We start from the raw sequence: 16,746 nt of genomic DNA on the forward strand, positions 1-16,746 counted from the left end.
TTTTTTATGCTGTCATGATGGCAAAACGAAAGGCGCCTCGTTTAGCAGGGCGCCTTTTTTGTTCTGTCACTCAATCAGGCTGACACGTCTTTTCTGCCAGGGGCTCGGGGGGTGGAGGGCTTATCTGCGCTTTTTGCCCGGCTGCGTGTGCTTGTTGACTTGCGAGGCACTCTACGGCGAGGTTTAGCCGGAACTTTTGTTGGTGCGGCCTGTGCCATCGCCTTCAAATCATCAATGCTCGTCAAAGCTTCTGATGTTGCCTTCTGTGTTTTGGAAACCGTGCCCTTCATTGTAGAGGACATCTGGTTCATCTGGCGGGCACCTTCCTGACGGCAATCTTCAAAAGCTTCCTGCATGAAGTCGCTGGCAAGTTTTGAGAACTCAATGCCAGTTGGACAATCCCAGATCTCCTGAACGAAATCTGTGTTGGCTTTCATGCGCTTGTTAAAGAAGGACATGTTTGCGTGCATGATTGCCTGATAGTTCTCAAGCATGGACTTGTTGTTGGAAATTGCGTGCTCCAACGCTGTGTTGGAAAGTTGGTCTCCACCCTGCGCCCAAAACCAGCCTTGCCAAGGCAGTCCATCTGTCGCAACGGTCCAGCGGTCCATTGCTTCTTTCATTTCTTTGTCGATGTTTAACATCGTGTCTCCTCCGGACTTTGATCAAGTTCTCGGGCGGCGATCTAGGTCTTGAGACAATATTCTTCGAGCGATCAGGGAGTTTGGAAGAAGCTCGTTTGCCGGTAACTTACGCCGCGTACACCCTCCTGTTTATAGGCGCTAATATTGGCAAAATGATATTCTGGATTCTAAGGGATTTCAGCGGCTTTTTTCTGAAGAACTAGTTAAATTTGCAGGCGTAGCTACGTATCCAGCCAGTCCTGAATGAGTTCGCTGGTGTGGTCCGGGTGTTCCAGAGTAGAAAGATGGCCGCAATCCGGGATGATGTGAAGTTTGTTATTTGGTATTGCATCATGCATTTCGCGGCATCTGTCCAGCGGTAGTAAGCTGTCTTCTTCGCCTGCGACGATCATCGTCGGGCACTGGATTGCCGGAAGGTCGGGTCTTTGGTCTCGGCGGTTGATGATTGCGTTTTGCTGCTTCAGGAAGCTATCAGCGCCAATATCAGCAGCCATGTCGAAAACCACTTGCCGAAGCGCTGTGTCGTCGTGGCGGGCAGGGTGGACAAGTTGAGGGTATTGCATGGAGGCGATTTTGTGGAAGCCTCCCTTCCTCGCAATCTCCATCTGCGTATGGCGAAGCTGCGTCTGGGCCGCAGTGTCGTCTCTGGCATTGGTGTTTATGAGGGCAAGACGGCTGATACGTTCAGGAGCCAATCGAATCACCTCCAGAGCGACGTAGCCACCCATGGACATGCCGAGGAGAGCGAATCTTTCCGGGGCGTGATCCAGCAATCTCTTTGCCATGGCTTCAATGGAATCCATGTCGCAGGTTTCGGCAATGATGATTGGGCGCTCTTTCAGAGAGTTGATCTGAGGGCCAAACAAAGTGCCGGTGCTGGTGAGGCCGGGAATGAAAACGACAGTTTCTGCAGGTGCTGTTTCTGGCATTTTCATTCTCCTTAGTCATTGGATGCCAGCTGCTACTCTGGCTTCCGAGCTATTACCATGTAGTTTACATCCAGATCGGTTGTTCTTGACCAGCTGTCTGTCAGCGGATTGAAGCTCACACCGCAGCGCTCGTAAATGTTCATGCCAGATTCATTGAGGGGGGCTTCCAGCTCTTCCGGGCGAACCAGCTTTTCGTACTGGTGGGTGCCTTTGGGCAACCAGCGTAGCACGCGTTCTGCTGCGACAATCGCGAGGGCATAGGCTTTCAGAGTTCTGTTGATAGTTGCAACGAACATCATTCCACCGGGACGCACAAGATCTGCACAGGAGTTCATGAACAATGGAACATCTGCAACATGCTCCACGACTTCCATGTTGAGCACGATGTCGAACTGCTCCCCAGCTTCCACCAGAGATTCAGCAGTTTGTGCACGGTAGTCGATATCAAGGCCGGATTGCTGTGCATGAAGTGTGGCTACTTTGATGTTGGTTTCAGAGGCATCTGCTCCAACAACGGTCGCGCCCATGCGAGCCATAGGCTCAGCGAGTAGGCCACCACCGCAGCCGATGTCTAAAATCCGTAGGCCTTCTAATGCTTTAGGGGATGTTTCATCTCGACCAAAGTGGTCACAAGCGTACTCTTTGATATAGGAGATGCGAACTGGGCTGAATTTGTGGAGAGGGCGAAATTTTCCAGTCGGATCCCACCATTCCGATGCAATTGATGAGAAATGCGCAACTTCCGCCGGGTCGATTGTGGTTTGTGCCGGGTTTTTGGCGGCGTTGCTTGGTTTTTGCGCGGTGCTCATAGCTCAACTCTCCACTTTCATACCGGTACTGGTGGGTCTAATCGCGGTTTTTGTCAAGCCGCTGGTTGCGATAGAAGGGCGCTAGTTGTATGGATTAGCGCCGTTTGTAGTGATGATCGGTTCATCACAAAGGCCCTCGGAGGAATTTGGGAAGCGATGGCCCGTTTGGTTATGAAGTTTGGCGGCACCTCCGTTGCCGACCTAGAGCGTATTAGAAATGTTGCGCGGCATGTAAAGCGTGAAGTGGAAGCAGGCAACCAGGTTGCTGTTGTCGTGTCCGCTATGGCTGGCGTGACGAATACCTTGGTCGGTTATACAAGAGATGCTGCAGCGCTGCATGATGCGCGTGAGTACGATGCGGTTGTTGCCTCTGGTGAGCAGGTAACTTCTGGCTTGTTGGCGATTGTGCTGCAAGACATGGGTGTGGAAGCGCGGTCCTGGCAAGGATGGCAGATTCCTATCCGTACGAATGAAGCCCATGGCGCAGCGCGTATTGAGAGTATTGAAGGTCAAACTCTCATTGAACGCCTGGAGCGTGGACAGGTTGCTGTTTGTGCCGGTTTCCAGGGCGTTGCGCCGGACAACAGGCTTGCGACACTTGGACGTGGTGGTTCTGATACCAGTGCAGTGGCAATTGCTGCTGCCATTCAGGCAGACCGCTGTGATATCTACACGGATGTGGACGGTGTTTATACGACCGACCCGCGTGTGGTGGCCAAGGCAACCCGTTTGGAACGTGTTGCGTTTGAAGAGATGCTGGAAATGGCTTCTCTTGGTGCAAAGGTTTTGCAGGTCCGCTCTGTTGAGATGGCGATGGTTCACGGCGTTCGTACGTTTGTACGTTCCAGCTTTGATGATCCGGATGCCCCGCAGATTAGCGCTGATGGAACACCTGTAGGTACACTTATTTGCGACGAGGACGAGATTTTGGAACAACAAGTCGTCACTGGCATCGCTTACTCAAAAGACGAAGCACAGATTTCTATCCGCAACGTTGCTGACAAACCTGGCATTGCGTCCAGAGTGTTTGGCCCGTTGGCAGAAGGCAACATCAACGTAGACATGATCGTCCAGAACATCTCCCCAGATGGAAAGACGACCGATATCACCTTTACCGTTCCAGAGAGCGATTACGAGCGTGCGCGCAAGGTAATTGAGGAGAACGTCGAGGAAATTGGCTTCGAGAATATCGAAGGCGCTACTGATGTTGTAAAAGTTTCCGTAATCGGCATGGGTATGCGTTCGCATGCCGGTGTTGCAGCCCAGTGTTTTGAAGGCCTGGCTGAGAAGGGGATTAACATCCGCGCGATTACGACATCTGAGATTAAAATCTCTGTTCTGATCGATTCCGCGTATACGGAACTTGCGGTTCGTACTCTCCATTCGCTATACGGACTTGACGGCTAGGTATCCTACTGTCGAGAATATTGTTGTGTCTTGGACAACTTCCAAGGCACAACGTGGCCTGTTAAAAGGCCAGCAGAATTATAGGTAGGGCGGAGCATGCGCAGCAGCTTGGCCGGACCGCGCGTACTCCTCCGTAAGCTTCGTGAAGTGATGGCGGAGCCGATTAATGCGCAGGAACGGCTCGACAAGATTGTACGTCTGATCGCGGCAAACGTGGTTGCGGAAGTGTGTTCCGTGTACATTTTGCGCGCGGATGGGGTTCTTGAGCTGTATGCAACAGAGGGCCTCAATAAGGATGCGGTTCACCATACTTCTCTGAAGGTTGGTGAGGGTCTTGTTGGCTTGATTTCCTCTGATGCCAGACCGTTGAACCTACCAAATGCGCAGGCGCACCCGGCGTTTGCCTATCGTCCAGAAACGGGCGAAGAGAATTATAACTCTTTCCTTGGTGTGCCGATCTTACGTGCAGGACGTACTCTTGGCGTGCTTGTTGTTCAGAACAAAGACCACCGGACCTACTTTGAAGACGAAGTAGAAGCCCTGCAGACAACTGCGATGGTAATCGCAGAGATGGTCGCGGCGGGTGAGCTGGAAGCGATTGCGCAGCAAGGCACAACGATTGATGTGATCCGTCCGATGCATCTGAAGGGTGTCGCCCTTGCTGATGGCATCGGCCTTGGACATGTGGTTCTGCATGAACCGCGTGTGGTTATCACCAATCTGATTGCCGAGGATGCGGACACTGAAAAGAAGCGCCTCGAAGAATCTGTTACGCGCTTACGTCAGTCGCTTGATCATATGCTGGCAAGCGGTGAGTTTTCTCAGCACGGTGAGCACCGTGAAGTTCTGGAAGCTTACCGGATGTTTGCCTATGACCGTGGCTGGATCCGGAAGATTGATGAAGCGATCCGCAATGGTTTGACGGCTGAAGCTGCAGTTGAGAAAGTTCAGAGCGATACGCGCGCTCAGATGCTCCGGCAGACAGACCCGTATTTGCGTGAGCGTCTGCATGATCTTGATGATCTAGCGCACCGCCTCATTCGGGAGCTGATGGGCAAGAACCACAGCGGCGAAGATGATCTGCCGAAAGACGCAATCATCATTGCGCGTAACATGGGTGCGGCTGAGCTGCTAGACTACGATCGGGATCGCATTCGGGGTCTTGTTCTGGAAGAAAGCGGTCCGACAAGTCACGTCACCATTGTTGCGCGTGCGCTTGGCATTCCGACAGTTGGGCAGGTTGAAGACATTGTTTCCTTGGTGGAAGCGACTGATGCCATCATCGTGGATGGTGAGATCGGCCAGATCTTCCTTCGTCCAGCCAATGATGTTGAACAAGCTTTTGCTGATAAAGTTCGACTGCGTTCCAAGCGTCAGGAGATTTACCGTCAGCTTCGTGATGAGCCGACCGTTACCAAAGATGGTGTGGACGTTAAGCTTCAGCTGAATGCCGGCTTGCTGGTTGATTTGCCAAGTATGGAAGATGCTGGCGCTGATGGCGTTGGGCTTTTCCGTACTGAGTTGCAGTTTATGGTTGCCTCTGCTTTCCCACGAATGCAGGAGCAGCACACACTGTATTCAAAGGTGCTGGATGCAGCTGGTGACAAGCCAGTTACTTTCCGCTCTCTGGATATTGGCGGTGATAAAGTTCTGCCTTACCTGCGTCTTGCGCAGGAAGAGAACCCTGCGATGGGCTGGCGTGCAATTCGCTTTGGACTAGATCGTCCGGGTTTGTTGCGTACACAGATCAGGGCAATGTTGCATGCAGGGGCAGGGCGCTCCTTGCGCATCATGTTCCCTATGGTGGCTGATGTTTCTGAATTTCAGCAGGCGCGGGATTACGTTGAGCGTGAGCTGAAGCACTTGCGTCAGCATGGCCATGATACGCCAAAAGAGCTGAAGCTTGGTGTCATGCTGGAAGTTCCGGCGCTGCTCTATCAGCTTGAAGAGATCTACAAGGAAGTGGATTTCGTCTCTGTTGGTTCTAACGATCTGTTCCAGTTTTTCTACGCGGTTGATCGTGGCAATACGTTGGTTGCGGAGCGGTTTGAAGCTCTGTCTCCTAGTTTCCTACGGGCACTGCGCAAGATCGTCGTTATTGGCGATAAGATGGATACGCCGGTTACCCTTTGTGGTGAGCTTGGTGGTCAACCCCTTGCTGCGATGGCTTTGCTGGCGATCGGATATAGAAATCTCTCTATGTCGCCTGCTTCTATTGGTCCTGTTAAGGCGATGTTACGCTCTTTGGATCTATCAGCACTTTCAGAAGAGTTGCTGAAACAATTGGAAGCGGGTAAAGGGACGGACGACATTCGCGAGTTCCTGGCGAACTTTGCATCCGAAAATAATATTCCGGTATAAGCAGCGTAGATTTCGATTGCCGCAGACCCGTGAGGCTGTCGCGCTTTTAAATTAGCTGCCTAACGCTTGAGGAGTTGCCGCGAAATGCTGGCACCAGAAAAACTAGACACACTGCTAGCACGCTTTGAAGGTATTGAGGCCGAGATGGCATCTGGTCCTGCACCGGATGTTTATATCAAGCTTTCAAGGGACTATGCGGAACTCGATCCAATTGTGAAGTCCATTCGTGAACTTCGCAAAGCCGAGGGTGATCTGGAAGGTGCGGAAGCACTGTTGGCAGACCCTGAAAGCGATGCGGAAATGAAAGAACTTGCGCAGCTTGAGCGTGATGAGCTGACAGGCGTTGTCGAAGAGCTGACCCAGCAAGTTCGCATTGGGCTTTTGCCAAAAGACAAAGCCGATTCTCACGACGTTATTCTTGAAGTGCGTGCCGGTACAGGTGGTGACGAGGCTGCGCTGTTTGCTGGTGATCTCTTCCGTATGTATCAGCGCTTTGCAGACAATAATGGCTGGAAAGTTGAAGTGATGTCCTCTTCTGAAGGGGACATGGGCGGTTTCAAAGAAATCGTGGCGGCTGTAACTGGTCAGGAAGTGTTTGGTAAGCTGAAGTTTGAGTCCGGTGTTCACCGTGTGCAGCGTGTGCCTGAGACTGAATCCGGTGGCCGTATTCACACGTCCGCAGCGACCGTTGCGGTTCTTCCGCAGGCTGAAGAAGTGGACGTTGAGATCAATCCTGCTGATTTGCGCATCGATACATACCGTGCATCAGGTGCAGGTGGTCAGCACGTGAACACGACTGATTCCGCTGTTCGTATTGTGCACAATCCGACCGGGATTGTGGTTGCTGTGCAGGACGAGCGCTCTCAGCATAAGAACAAAGACCGCGCGATGAAGTTGCTGCGGGCGAAGATCTACGATGTGGAGCGTGAGCGTGCTGCGAATGAGCGGACCGAGGCCCGTCGAGTTCAGGTTGGTTCCGGTGATCGTTCTGAGCGTATCCGTACCTACAACTTCCCTCAGGGCCGTGTGACTGATCACCGTATTGGTTTGACGCTGTATAAGCTTGACCAGATGATTGCAGGCGAAGCTACGGGTGAAGTGATTGATGCTCTGATTATGGACCATCAAGCGAACTTGCTCGCCGATGAAGGACTTTAATGTCCGGCCTCTTCGATAATTTCGACCTCAAAAATGTGCAGGCTTTGTACCTAGCGGTGCGGAGCCTATTTCGTGATGCAGGTCTGATTGAAGCTGATCTGGATGCACGTGTCCTTGTTGCAGAAGCCCTTGGAATTGAGCCGAGAAATCTGATCCTTGAGTACGATCAGGCGATCAAGCCAGAGACACTGGCGGTTGTTTCCCGATATGTGGAAGAACGCCTTGCCGGAAAGCCGGTGGGGCGTGTTCTGGGTAAACGGGAGTTTTGGGGGCTGGAGTTTTCGTTGTCTTCGGCAACATTGGAGCCGCGACCGGACACGGAAACGCTGGTTGAAACTGCGATTGCGTTTTGTCAGGCCCATGGCGGCTTGGAAAAAGAATGGGTTTTTGCAGATATTGGAACTGGTACAGGAGCGGTCGCGATCGCACTCCTGACTGAATTGCCCAATGCAATTTGTCTTGCTGTTGATATCAGTGAAGAGGCTTTGGCGACTGCGCGACAAAACGCAGCAAACAACAAGGTTCGTGACCGCTTTATCCCAGTTCGTGGTTCATATCTGGATGCATTGAGTGGATCTTTTGATTTTGTTGTGAGTAACCCACCGTACATTCGCAGCTCTGTTATTGAAGGACTGAGCCATGAAGTTAAGCAACACGATCCTATGCTGGCGCTTGATGGTGGAGTGGATGGTCTTACTGCCTATAAAGAATTGATAGGCAACGCTAAACGAGTTCTTAAGAGAAATAGTGGACTTCTTATGGAGATCGGGTTTGATCAAGCCGATGAACTTTCAACTCTTGCGAGGGAACTCGTAGGATTGGAGGCTTGTTGTGAACATGATCTGGCCGGTCAACCAAGGGTGATTGTTGTAGTTTTTCCATGATTGGCGAAGAATTCAATTATCTGGAAAAAAGCCCTTGGAAAATACGTCGGAACGAGATAGTTTCATCTCGCCGACAAGCGATACCAGCTAAAAGCTGAAAACGATGGGGATGGGCACTCACTGACTGTGAGACGAGCCTGGCAGAGACGTCGGTTGATAGTTTCAAAGCAGATAGTTGAGCAACCCCTCGTATCGTTGAACTGAGAGAGCAATGCATTTGTATTGCTGCGATCAGATGTCGGATATCGCATTGAAGCAGTTATACGATCGAATGCGATTGCATTTCGATGTTGATAGCCTTTGTGCTCATCAACACGCAGGCTTATTAACGGCATTTGGAATCCGGGAGATCTTACTCCCATGAACCTCACAGTTAGGTTCGATTGCTATTCCGGAAAGTTAACGGCAGAATGAGACCAGGAAATCAGAATAACAAGCGCATGCGTGGACGGGGGCGTAAAGCTCCAAATCCATTGACACGTACTTTTGAGTCAAATGGACCGGACGTTAAGATCCGAGGTACCGCATTGCATGTTGCTGAAAAGTACCAGCAACTTGCGCGTGATGCTCAGGCCTCCGGGGACCGTGTAACCTCCGAGAACTACTATCAGCATGCAGAGCATTACCAGCGCATCGTCGCTGCGGCTCAACCCCAAAGCACACAGACTGCTGCTCCTTCTGCGCGTACAGAAGATGAAGCTGCACCTGCTGCTGTTGAAACACCAAACGCTGTGGCAGCGTCTGAAGAGCAAGAGGTTGCGGTTGCAACCCCTCAGCCTGTGATCGGTCTGGATACGCCTCAGCCGTTTATCGAAACAGCTCCAGCGGCTGACGAGAATGCAGAGGCTTCGGGAGACGCATCTGCACCAGCTGACGAAGATGATGGCAAAGCACGCCGTCGTGTTCGTGGCACTCGTGGTCGTGGTGTTCGTCGTACACCTTCCTCATCCTCCGCAAGTGCAGCAGCGCCAGCTGAGGCACCTGAAGGTGGTGAAGATGATGCAGCTTCTACGAAGCCACGTCGTACGCCTCGTGCTCGCACACCTCGTGCAGCTCGTTCACAACGTACCCGTACAGCTCGTGTTCCTGCTGAGGATGCACCTGCATCTGCACCAGCACCTGCGGCTTTGGAAACAACCGGAGACGGTGAAAGCTAAGCACGTCTGATGATGTACTTGCTGGCTCACTGGTTTGCCGGAGATCTATGAAAAACCCCGCTCAAAAGGCGGGGTTTTCTTATTGCTGACTGGCAAATAGTTCGTTGTGGGTGCTGGCTTACTCAATGATGAGTGTGTCACCGACGGAAAGTGTGCCGTTGTTGAGCACTTCCAGATAAATACCAACATCCATATGTCCCAGTGAACCATGAAGGGCCTTGTTGATGTTGGTGTCGCGCTCGGCTGTGACTGGATTTACATCTACGGCAGCGCAGCGGCGGGTGCGTTTCGCGAATTTGAACTCTACGCCTGAGCTGGAGCGGATTTTCTTGTCGGCCCAGCCAAACTCCTCATAGGCTGCCAAGCCTTCAACATAGATGTTTGCGCGGAAGCGTCTTGGATCAATCTCCACGCCCAAAGTCTCAGAAAGCGCTTTCACGCTGGCGAGATTCACGACATGTACGAAATTCTCAGCAGTATCCGTGAAAGCATGGTCGTCTGCGTGGCGGACTTTGAGCGGGCCAGCGGCTTTCTCACCCATGTGTGCTGTGAAGTAGGCTGCGAGTGCATCCTGTCCTTCAGCTGTTTCCAGCGGTAACGTGATGTCTTGACTCTCTGGCTTGGACAGAGTGATGCTTTTGTTTTCCAGATCGTATGTGCATTTGACCTGCGCCACGTCTTCATAACGAACCAGCACTAGAAATTTGCTTTTTGAGATGTGCTGAGGGGCTGCTGGATCGAAACCGCATGGACCATTTTCAATCGCATAGGCACGATCCAGCGGGAAGACAGCTCCGGCTTCTACTGTGGTGGTCTGAAGTGGATGAGCCGTTAAGCCTTTAACTGGATGTGTTGCGAGTGCGGTGATATGCGCAGGCGAAAAAGTCATATTAAATTCCGTTGTTTAAGCTATTCGAAACTATGAGGAACAAAGGATTGTGGCAAGATCTTGCGAGGACCCTCTTTTGTCGGCAGTTTGAACTACTATATGAAGAGTGCAGGGGGAAGTCTCCTGCTTCGGGTGCTCTTTATGAGGCTCGGATCCTCCCAAAATGCTTCGTCATGCTTCGGGTGACACGGCACATAGGAGTTATATATGGACTTTGAGAAATACACCGACCGTGCGCGTGGGTTCATTCAGTCTGCGCAAACATACGCTCTGGGACAAGGGCATCAACAGTTTACTCCCGCACATATTTTAAAGGTCTTGCTGGATGACAGCGAGGGCATGTCTGCTGGTCTTATTGAGCGGGCCGGAGGACGTGTGCAGGATGTCCGTCTACAGATTGAGACCGATCTGGCTGCGCTTCCTAAAGTGAGCGGCGGCAATGGACAGCTGTACCTAGCGCCTGAAACCGCTCGCCTTTTTGAACAAGCCCAGAAAATTGCAGAGAAAGCAGGCGACAGTTATGTCACCGTTGAGCGGCTGCTGCTTGCGCTTGCTATGGATAAAGACAGCAAGGCAGGAAAGGCACTTGCTCAAGGTGGTGTCACGCCCAACGCACTGAACGAAGCTATTAACGAAGTGCGTAAAGGCCGTACTGCGGATTCCGCATCTGCTGAAAATCAATACGACGCTCTGAAAAAATTTGCTCAGGATCTGACTGAAGCAGCCCGTGACGGTAAGCTCGATCCTGTGATTGGCCGGGATGAGGAAATTCGCCGTGCCATTCAGGTTCTCTCCCGCCGTACCAAGAATAACCCGGTTCTGATTGGTGAGCCAGGCGTTGGTAAAACCGCAATTGCTGAAGGCCTTGCGCTGCGCATCGTCAATGGTGATGTGCCGGAGAGCCTGAAAGACAAGGAACTGCTTGCGCTGGATATGGGCGCACTGATCGCTGGTGCGAAATATCGTGGTGAATTTGAAGAACGCCTGAAGGGTGTTTTGAATGAGGTGCAAGCCGCTGCTGGTGGCGTGATCCTCTTTATTGATGAAATGCACACGCTGGTTGGGGCGGGGAAAGCAGATGGAGCGATGGACGCTTCCAATCTTCTCAAGCCTGCGCTGGCGCGTGGTGAATTACATTGCGTTGGGGCGACCACGCTTGATGAATACCGCAAGCACGTTGAGAAAGATGCGGCGCTGGCCCGTCGTTTCCAGCCTGTGTTTGTAAGTGAGCCAACGGTTGAAGATACGATCTCTATTCTGCGTGGCATTAAGGAGAAGTATGAGCTTCACCATGGTGTGCGCATTTCAGATAGTGCGATTGTTTCTGCGGCCACGCTGTCCAACCGTTACATCACGGACCGCTTCCTACCGGATAAGGCGATTGACCTTGTTGATGAGGCCGCCAGTCGCTTGCGAATGCAGGTGGATTCCAAGCCGGAAGAACTGGATGAGCTGGACCGCCGTATCATTCAGCTAAAGATTGAGCGGGAAGCGCTCAAGAAAGAGGATGATGACGCCACGAAGGATCGACTTCAGCGCCTTGAGAAAGAGCTGGTTGATCTGGAAGAAGAATCCAATGCACTGACACAACGCTGGCAATCTGAAAAAGATAAGCTGAGCGGCGAGCAGAAAATTAAAGAGCAGTTGGACGAAGCACGCACCGAGTTGGAGCAAGCGCAGCGTATCGGCAATCTGGCTAAAGCGGGTGAGTTGGCTTACGGCGTTATTCCTGATCTGGAAAAGAAGCTCTTGAATGCCCAGACAGCGGAAGATGTCGATAACACCATGCTCAATGAGACCGTGAGCAGTGAGAGTATTGCTCAGATTGTGTCTCGCTGGACTGGAATTCCCGTCGACAAGATGCTGGAAGGCGAACGAGAAAAGCTGCTTCGTATGGAAGATGAGCTGGCCAAGCGTGTTGTTGGGCAGCAGGAAGCTGTTCATGCTGTGTCTACTGCTGTGCGCCGGTCTCGTGCCGGGTTGCAGGATCCGAACAGGCCAATCGGTTCGTTCATGTTCCTCGGCCCAACTGGCGTTGGTAAAACAGAGCTGACCAAAGCGCTCGCCAGCTATCTCTTTGATGATGAGACAGCCATGGTGCGCGTGGACATGTCTGAATTCATGGAAAAGCACAGTGTTGCTCGTCTGATCGGCGCGCCTCCGGGTTATGTTGGTTATGAAGAAGGCGGCGTTCTGACAGAAGCAGTGCGCCGTCGACCTTATCAGGTGGTGCTGTTTGACGAGGTTGAAAAAGCTCATGGCGATGTGTTCAACGTTCTGCTTCAGGTGCTGGACGATGGCCGTCTGACGGACGGGCAGGGCCGGACTGTGGACTTCCGCAATACGCTGATCATCATGACGTCGAACCTTGGTTCAGAATTTTTGGCTTCCCAGGGCGAAGGTGAAGATGCTGATGCTGTTCGCGGGCCGGTGATGGATGCGGTGAAAGCGCACTTCCGTCCTGAGTTTGTGAACCGTCTGGATGAGATTATTCTGTTCCATCGTTTGCAAAGAGCTCAGATGTCTCGGATCGTTGAAATTCAGTTGGCTCGTTTGCAAAAACTACTGGATGACAGGAAGATGGAGCTTGAGCTGGATGATGGCGCTATGGGTTGGCTTGCCGAGAAAGGGTATGACCCGGCTTATGGTGCACGACCGCTGAAGCGCGTTATTCAGAAACAAGTGCAGGATCCATTGGCAGAAATGCTGTTGGCTGGATCAATCTCTGACGGTCAGGCCATCCGGGTCTCTGCGGGAACGGACAGACTGCTTTTTGAAACGACCTGACAGATTGGATCATGATTTAAAGAAGAGGGCCGGATTTTCTGGCCCTTTTTTGTGCTTTGTGGACATACTCAGAAACATAAAGCGACTGTTCGAAAGTGTGCTTTTGGTGTCTAGTCATGCAGACTAAAACTTGAGTGTTGGTTAGGGGGCAGGGCATCGGGCATGAGACACGTTGATATTGCAATATCGCTTGTGGTTGTCAGTTATCTCTGGCTTGCCGCGACTGTTGTCATTGGCGGGCAGTTTTATCCAGATTACGACCATATATCACAGTTCATGAGCGCTCTTGGAGCAACCGGCGCTCCGTTTGGGCCTGCCGTGAATTATTGGGGTTTTACGGTTGTGGAGCTGTTGCTGCTGCCATGCCTCGTGATCTGCTTTGCTTATCTGATGCGCAATCGTGCAGAGCGTGTTGGCTTGATGATTTTTGCAGGCTATCCGCTGCTTATCGCTGTTGCTGCGTTCTTTCCGTGTGATTTTGAATGCAACATGGATGATCCCACACGCAGCCAACTCATGCATACGGCTGCTGGCTTTTTGGCCTATTTCTGCGCTGTTGTGGGATTGTGTTTGTTGTCTCATGCCAAAGCTGAAAGATCGTTTTGGGTGGCGCCTGGGCTGATCTTGCTGGTGATGCTCTTCAGTCTATCTATGGAAACCACTTTCAGTGGTCTCATGCAACGTGCGTTGGAGACTGGTATTTATCTTTGGTTTTTCGTGATCCTGATGCGCAAGCGCTATCATAAAGAGCAAGTAGTTTGACGCTATTTGCTCTTTAATCGTGAGATCCCTTTGATGAACTGAGGTCAGTTCCGTAGTGAAGCGACGCGCTGGCTTGGACGGCCTGTTTCCATTAGAGCATTTATGCGGTCGCGTTCGCGCTTGAAGTTCTCAAGAACCTTAGCCTCAAGGATGCGGCCTTGCGGTACCTTGATCTTAAGTGAGTTCACAAAGCGACCATTCACTTTCACTTCGTAATGGAGGTGGTTACCCGTTGAAAGACCAGTGGTTCCCACATAGCCAATAACGGAGCCCTGTCTGATTTTCTGGCCTTTTTGAATTCCTGAGCCAAAGCGGGTCATGTGGTTATATGTGGTGACATAGCCGTTGGCGTGTTTGATCTCGACGCGTTTGCCGTAACCGCCTGACCAAGCTGCTTTTTGGATCACCCCATCACCAGCTGCAAAGATTGCGGTGCCGCGAGGAGCGGCCCAATCCGTGCCGGTGTGCAAACGGCGGGTTTTCAAAACCGGGTGGCGGCGCATGCCGAAGCCAGATGTAAAGCGGCCAGCTGCGATTGGTTTACGGAGCAGGAACTGCTTTGCGCTCTGGCCGTTCTCATCATAATAGTCGACGACACCATCGTCCGGTGTGCGGAAACGGTAGAAACGGTGTGAGCGACCATTCACGGTGATGGATGTGTAAAGAATTTCAGAGGTGCCAGTGGTCTGATCTGCATCAAGGCCGTAGAAGACGCTCATCTCATCACCGCTTTTTACGGAGGCGTTGAAGTCAACGCTATAAGAATAGATGCGAACGAGTTCTTTGATGAGGGATGTTGGGACGTCGTTATCAAGACCAGTCTGGTAGATCGAGTCATAATAGGTGGCGCGAGGGCCAACGGAGTTTTGCTGCTGTGATGCAAACGCGTCTGCGGCCATCTGTGTGGACGGCTCAGGTGCGACGACAAACTCGCCTTCATCGTTTGGTGCGATGGTTCCTACATGACGTTGATCTTCATAGATGCTGACACGTACAAGAATTCCGTCGTCCTCTTCGATCTTGTCCGTGTTGAGGGACAGGCGGAAGATCTGACCAGCTTTGATTGTGTCGATGCCAAAGTTTTCGGTAAATGCTTTGATGTAGCCTTCCGCTTCGTTCTCAGAAGCCTCACCATCCAGCAGAATGTCAATAAAGTCAGTCTGGGTCAGGATTGGAACTATGCGTTCTTCGATCTGATTGGCCTGGGAGATTTTACGGGACTTGGGCTGGAAGGAAACGTTTTCTTCTGTAATGCGGACTTCGATGTTTTCAAATGACTGTTCTGAAAGTGGAGCAAAACCTGCATTGAAGTCTTCGAGGCTCGGCACAGCCGCAATGTCAGTGGAATTATCCAGCATGAACATCGCTGCTTTTTTGACCTGCTCCTGAACGGCCTCTTCTTTATGATCGGGAAGAGCGACCATACTCATAGCTTCCAGCGGGAAGTCGCGTTGAGAAATGGAGACTTCGCCTTCAATGTCGGCACCGTAGATTGCATCACTGGCGACCTGTAACGGAGCAACCTGTTCTCCCTGATACATAGTGATCGGGTCGAATGGCGGAATGTCTGCAGCTGTTTCTTGTTTCTTGATATTCTCAAGGCTTGCGCTGACGAGCGCATATGGCTTGGCTTTTACGTGGTCACGGCCATCGCTGCGGGTCACTGTATTTACTTCAATGATCTGCCGATTGGAGAAGCCGTCGGTTGCGGAGCTCAGGCGGTCGCCTTTTCCGCTGGAATTACGCTGTGGTGTCAGGTCTGTTGAAGTGCTCGCGGGGGCTTTCGCTGTCTTATAAGTGTACTGGCCATCAAGCGCAGCCATCAACGCACCACCCATTAATACAATGGAGGTCATGCCGGTCAGGATCGTCCCGATCAACCAACGGCCATTAAGCCGTGCAGGCTGGTCAGACGAACTTGCAAGGCTGTCCACCATCAAAGCAGGTTCATTGCCAAGATTGACGGAAGGCCTTCCATTAGTATGGAACCTACCAGAATTCATCGAGCTACTTATCTTTCCCCAAATCGGCAGAGATGCCATCTGCAGCAGAGTTCTGCATTACGTGTTTACGATTGATAGACAATGCTGAAGATAGGGACAACTGATGAAAGACAAATACGGCTGGATTTTGTCCCTGATACTATGAAAAATTATAGAAAAAATGGAATTGGCGAGAAAATAATGAATTTGGCTGGCAAACCACGATTTTAAGCACCATATAAATACAGGGTTTGCGATTATTGAAAAAGTTTCCCCAGTCCTGTGAAAATTTTGAAGTTTTCTCTCAGGGCTCGTTGACAGGGTCAGCTCATATCCCTATAACCCGCTTCACGCCACCGGGGCGGGCCACTGAGGCGCGGTTCTGGAGGCACAAAAACAGAAGGATTTACGGGGTTTTTAAGAGGTCTTGTAGGTCTGGATATTGAGGCGAAAGTCTCCGCTCATTGACAATTGAATACGGAAGAAGAAAGAGAAACGTGGACGGCGGTTATTCGCGAGTGGTTTGGTAACAAGCCACTGTTACGGAATAGCTGACTTAGTTTACGTTTTTCAGAACACCAAAGATTGAGGCTTCGGTCTTAATTATTTGCGTGTTCCTCGTCTATTAATTGGCCATTTATGGTCGGTTAGATTTGAGTACAGAAACGTGATTTAAGTTGGGATTAATATTCAGTAGAACCTGAGAGTTTGATCCTGGCTCAGAACGAACGCTGGCGGCAGGCCTAACACATGCAAGTCGAACGGATCCTTCGGGATTAGTGGCAGACGGGTGAGTAACGCGTGGGAAGCTACCTTGTGGTAGGGGACAACAGTTGGAAACGACTGCTAATACCCTATGAGCCCTATGGGGGAAAGATTTATCGCCATGAGATGTGCCCGCGTTAGATTAGCTAGTTGGTAAGGTAATGGCTTACCAAGGCGACGATCTATAGCTGGTCTGAGAGGATGATCAGCCA

12 protein-coding genes and 1 rRNA gene are annotated in these 16,746 nt (G+C 51.4%); 8 read left to right on the top strand and 5 right to left on the bottom strand.

Translation table 11 applies throughout. The features are described 5' to 3' along the window. Positions 1 to 74: 74 nt before the first annotated feature. The 3 genes from DHN43_RS12245 to ubiG all read right to left on the bottom strand — a co-directional run bounded on the left by DHN43_RS12245 (position 75) and on the right by ubiG (position 2,382). A complete protein-coding gene (locus tag DHN43_RS12245; protein WP_108818726.1) occupies positions 75 to 644 on the bottom strand; it encodes a phasin family protein in 570 nt (189 codons plus the stop codon). A 221-nt stretch (positions 645 to 865) separates the two neighbouring features. Continuing rightward, positions 866 to 1,573, bottom strand: coding sequence for an alpha/beta fold hydrolase (locus tag DHN43_RS12255; protein ID WP_208995260.1), 708 nt, complete (start codon positions 1,571 to 1,573; stop codon positions 866 to 868). Positions 1,574 to 1,605: 32 nt separating this feature from the next. Continuing rightward, complete coding sequence (gene ubiG, locus DHN43_RS12260) at positions 1,606 to 2,382, bottom strand: bifunctional 2-polyprenyl-6-hydroxyphenol methylase/3-demethylubiquinol 3-O-methyltransferase UbiG (protein ID WP_108818728.1); 777 nt, start codon at positions 2,380 to 2,382, stop codon at positions 1,606 to 1,608. Positions 2,383 to 2,538: 156 nt separating this feature from the next. On the opposite strand from ubiG, the gene DHN43_RS12265 reads away from it, so the two are divergent. The 5 genes from DHN43_RS12265 to DHN43_RS12285 all read left to right on the top strand — a co-directional run bounded on the left by DHN43_RS12265 (position 2,539) and on the right by DHN43_RS12285 (position 9,349). Continuing rightward, the gene (locus DHN43_RS12265; RefSeq protein WP_057463461.1) at positions 2,539 to 3,789 is read left to right on the top strand and encodes an aspartate kinase; all 1,251 of its coding nucleotides are present in this window, start codon (positions 2,539 to 2,541) and stop codon (positions 3,787 to 3,789) included. A gap of 96 nt (positions 3,790 to 3,885) precedes the next feature. Next, on the top strand, positions 3,886 to 6,150 hold the full coding sequence (gene ptsP / locus DHN43_RS12270) for a phosphoenolpyruvate--protein phosphotransferase (protein WP_093515828.1): 2,265 nt from the start codon (positions 3,886 to 3,888) through the stop codon (positions 6,148 to 6,150). 84 nt (positions 6,151 to 6,234) lie between these two features. Beyond that, entirely contained in the window at positions 6,235 to 7,308 is a 1,074-nt protein-coding gene (gene prfA / locus DHN43_RS12275) for a peptide chain release factor 1 (RefSeq protein WP_057463460.1), read from the top strand. Continuing rightward, positions 7,308 to 8,192, top strand: a complete 885-nt coding sequence (gene prmC, locus DHN43_RS12280) for a peptide chain release factor N(5)-glutamine methyltransferase (protein WP_108818729.1) — start codon at positions 7,308 to 7,310, stop codon at positions 8,190 to 8,192. The genes prfA and prmC overlap by 1 nt, the downstream gene beginning before the upstream one ends. 410 nt (positions 8,193 to 8,602) lie before the next feature. Continuing rightward, positions 8,603 to 9,349, top strand: a complete 747-nt coding sequence (locus tag DHN43_RS12285) for a DUF4167 domain-containing protein (RefSeq protein WP_208995262.1) — start codon at positions 8,603 to 8,605, stop codon at positions 9,347 to 9,349. Between the two features lie 118 nt (positions 9,350 to 9,467). On the opposite strand, the gene DHN43_RS12290 is transcribed toward DHN43_RS12285, so the two are convergent. Continuing rightward, on the bottom strand, positions 9,468 to 10,238 hold the full coding sequence (locus DHN43_RS12290; protein ID WP_108818731.1) for an MOSC domain-containing protein: 771 nt from the start codon (positions 10,236 to 10,238) through the stop codon (positions 9,468 to 9,470). A 207-nt stretch (positions 10,239 to 10,445) separates the two neighbouring features. On the opposite strand from DHN43_RS12290, the gene clpB reads away from it, so the two are divergent. Beyond that, the gene (clpB, locus tag DHN43_RS12295) at positions 10,446 to 13,025 is read left to right on the top strand and encodes an ATP-dependent chaperone ClpB (protein ID WP_063305039.1); all 2,580 of its coding nucleotides are present in this window, start codon (positions 10,446 to 10,448) and stop codon (positions 13,023 to 13,025) included. Between the two features lie 162 nt (positions 13,026 to 13,187). Further along, on the top strand, positions 13,188 to 13,787 hold the full coding sequence (locus DHN43_RS12300; protein ID WP_108818732.1) for a DUF998 domain-containing protein: 600 nt from the start codon (positions 13,188 to 13,190) through the stop codon (positions 13,785 to 13,787). 44 nt (positions 13,788 to 13,831) lie between these two features. Here the strand turns inward: DHN43_RS12300 and DHN43_RS12305 are convergent, their stop codons facing one another. After that, positions 13,832 to 15,790, bottom strand: a complete 1,959-nt coding sequence (locus DHN43_RS12305) for a M23 family metallopeptidase (RefSeq protein ID WP_108818733.1) — start codon at positions 15,788 to 15,790, stop codon at positions 13,832 to 13,834. A 675-nt stretch (positions 15,791 to 16,465) separates the two neighbouring features. On the opposite strand from DHN43_RS12305, the gene DHN43_RS12310 reads away from it, so the two are divergent. Beyond that, positions 16,466 to 16,746, top strand: a 16S ribosomal RNA gene (locus DHN43_RS12310); the annotation flags it as partial.

The sequence above is a fragment of the Pseudovibrio sp. Alg231-02 genome (assembly GCF_900143565.1).
Taxonomy (GTDB): Bacteria; Pseudomonadota; Alphaproteobacteria; order Rhizobiales; family Stappiaceae; genus Pseudovibrio.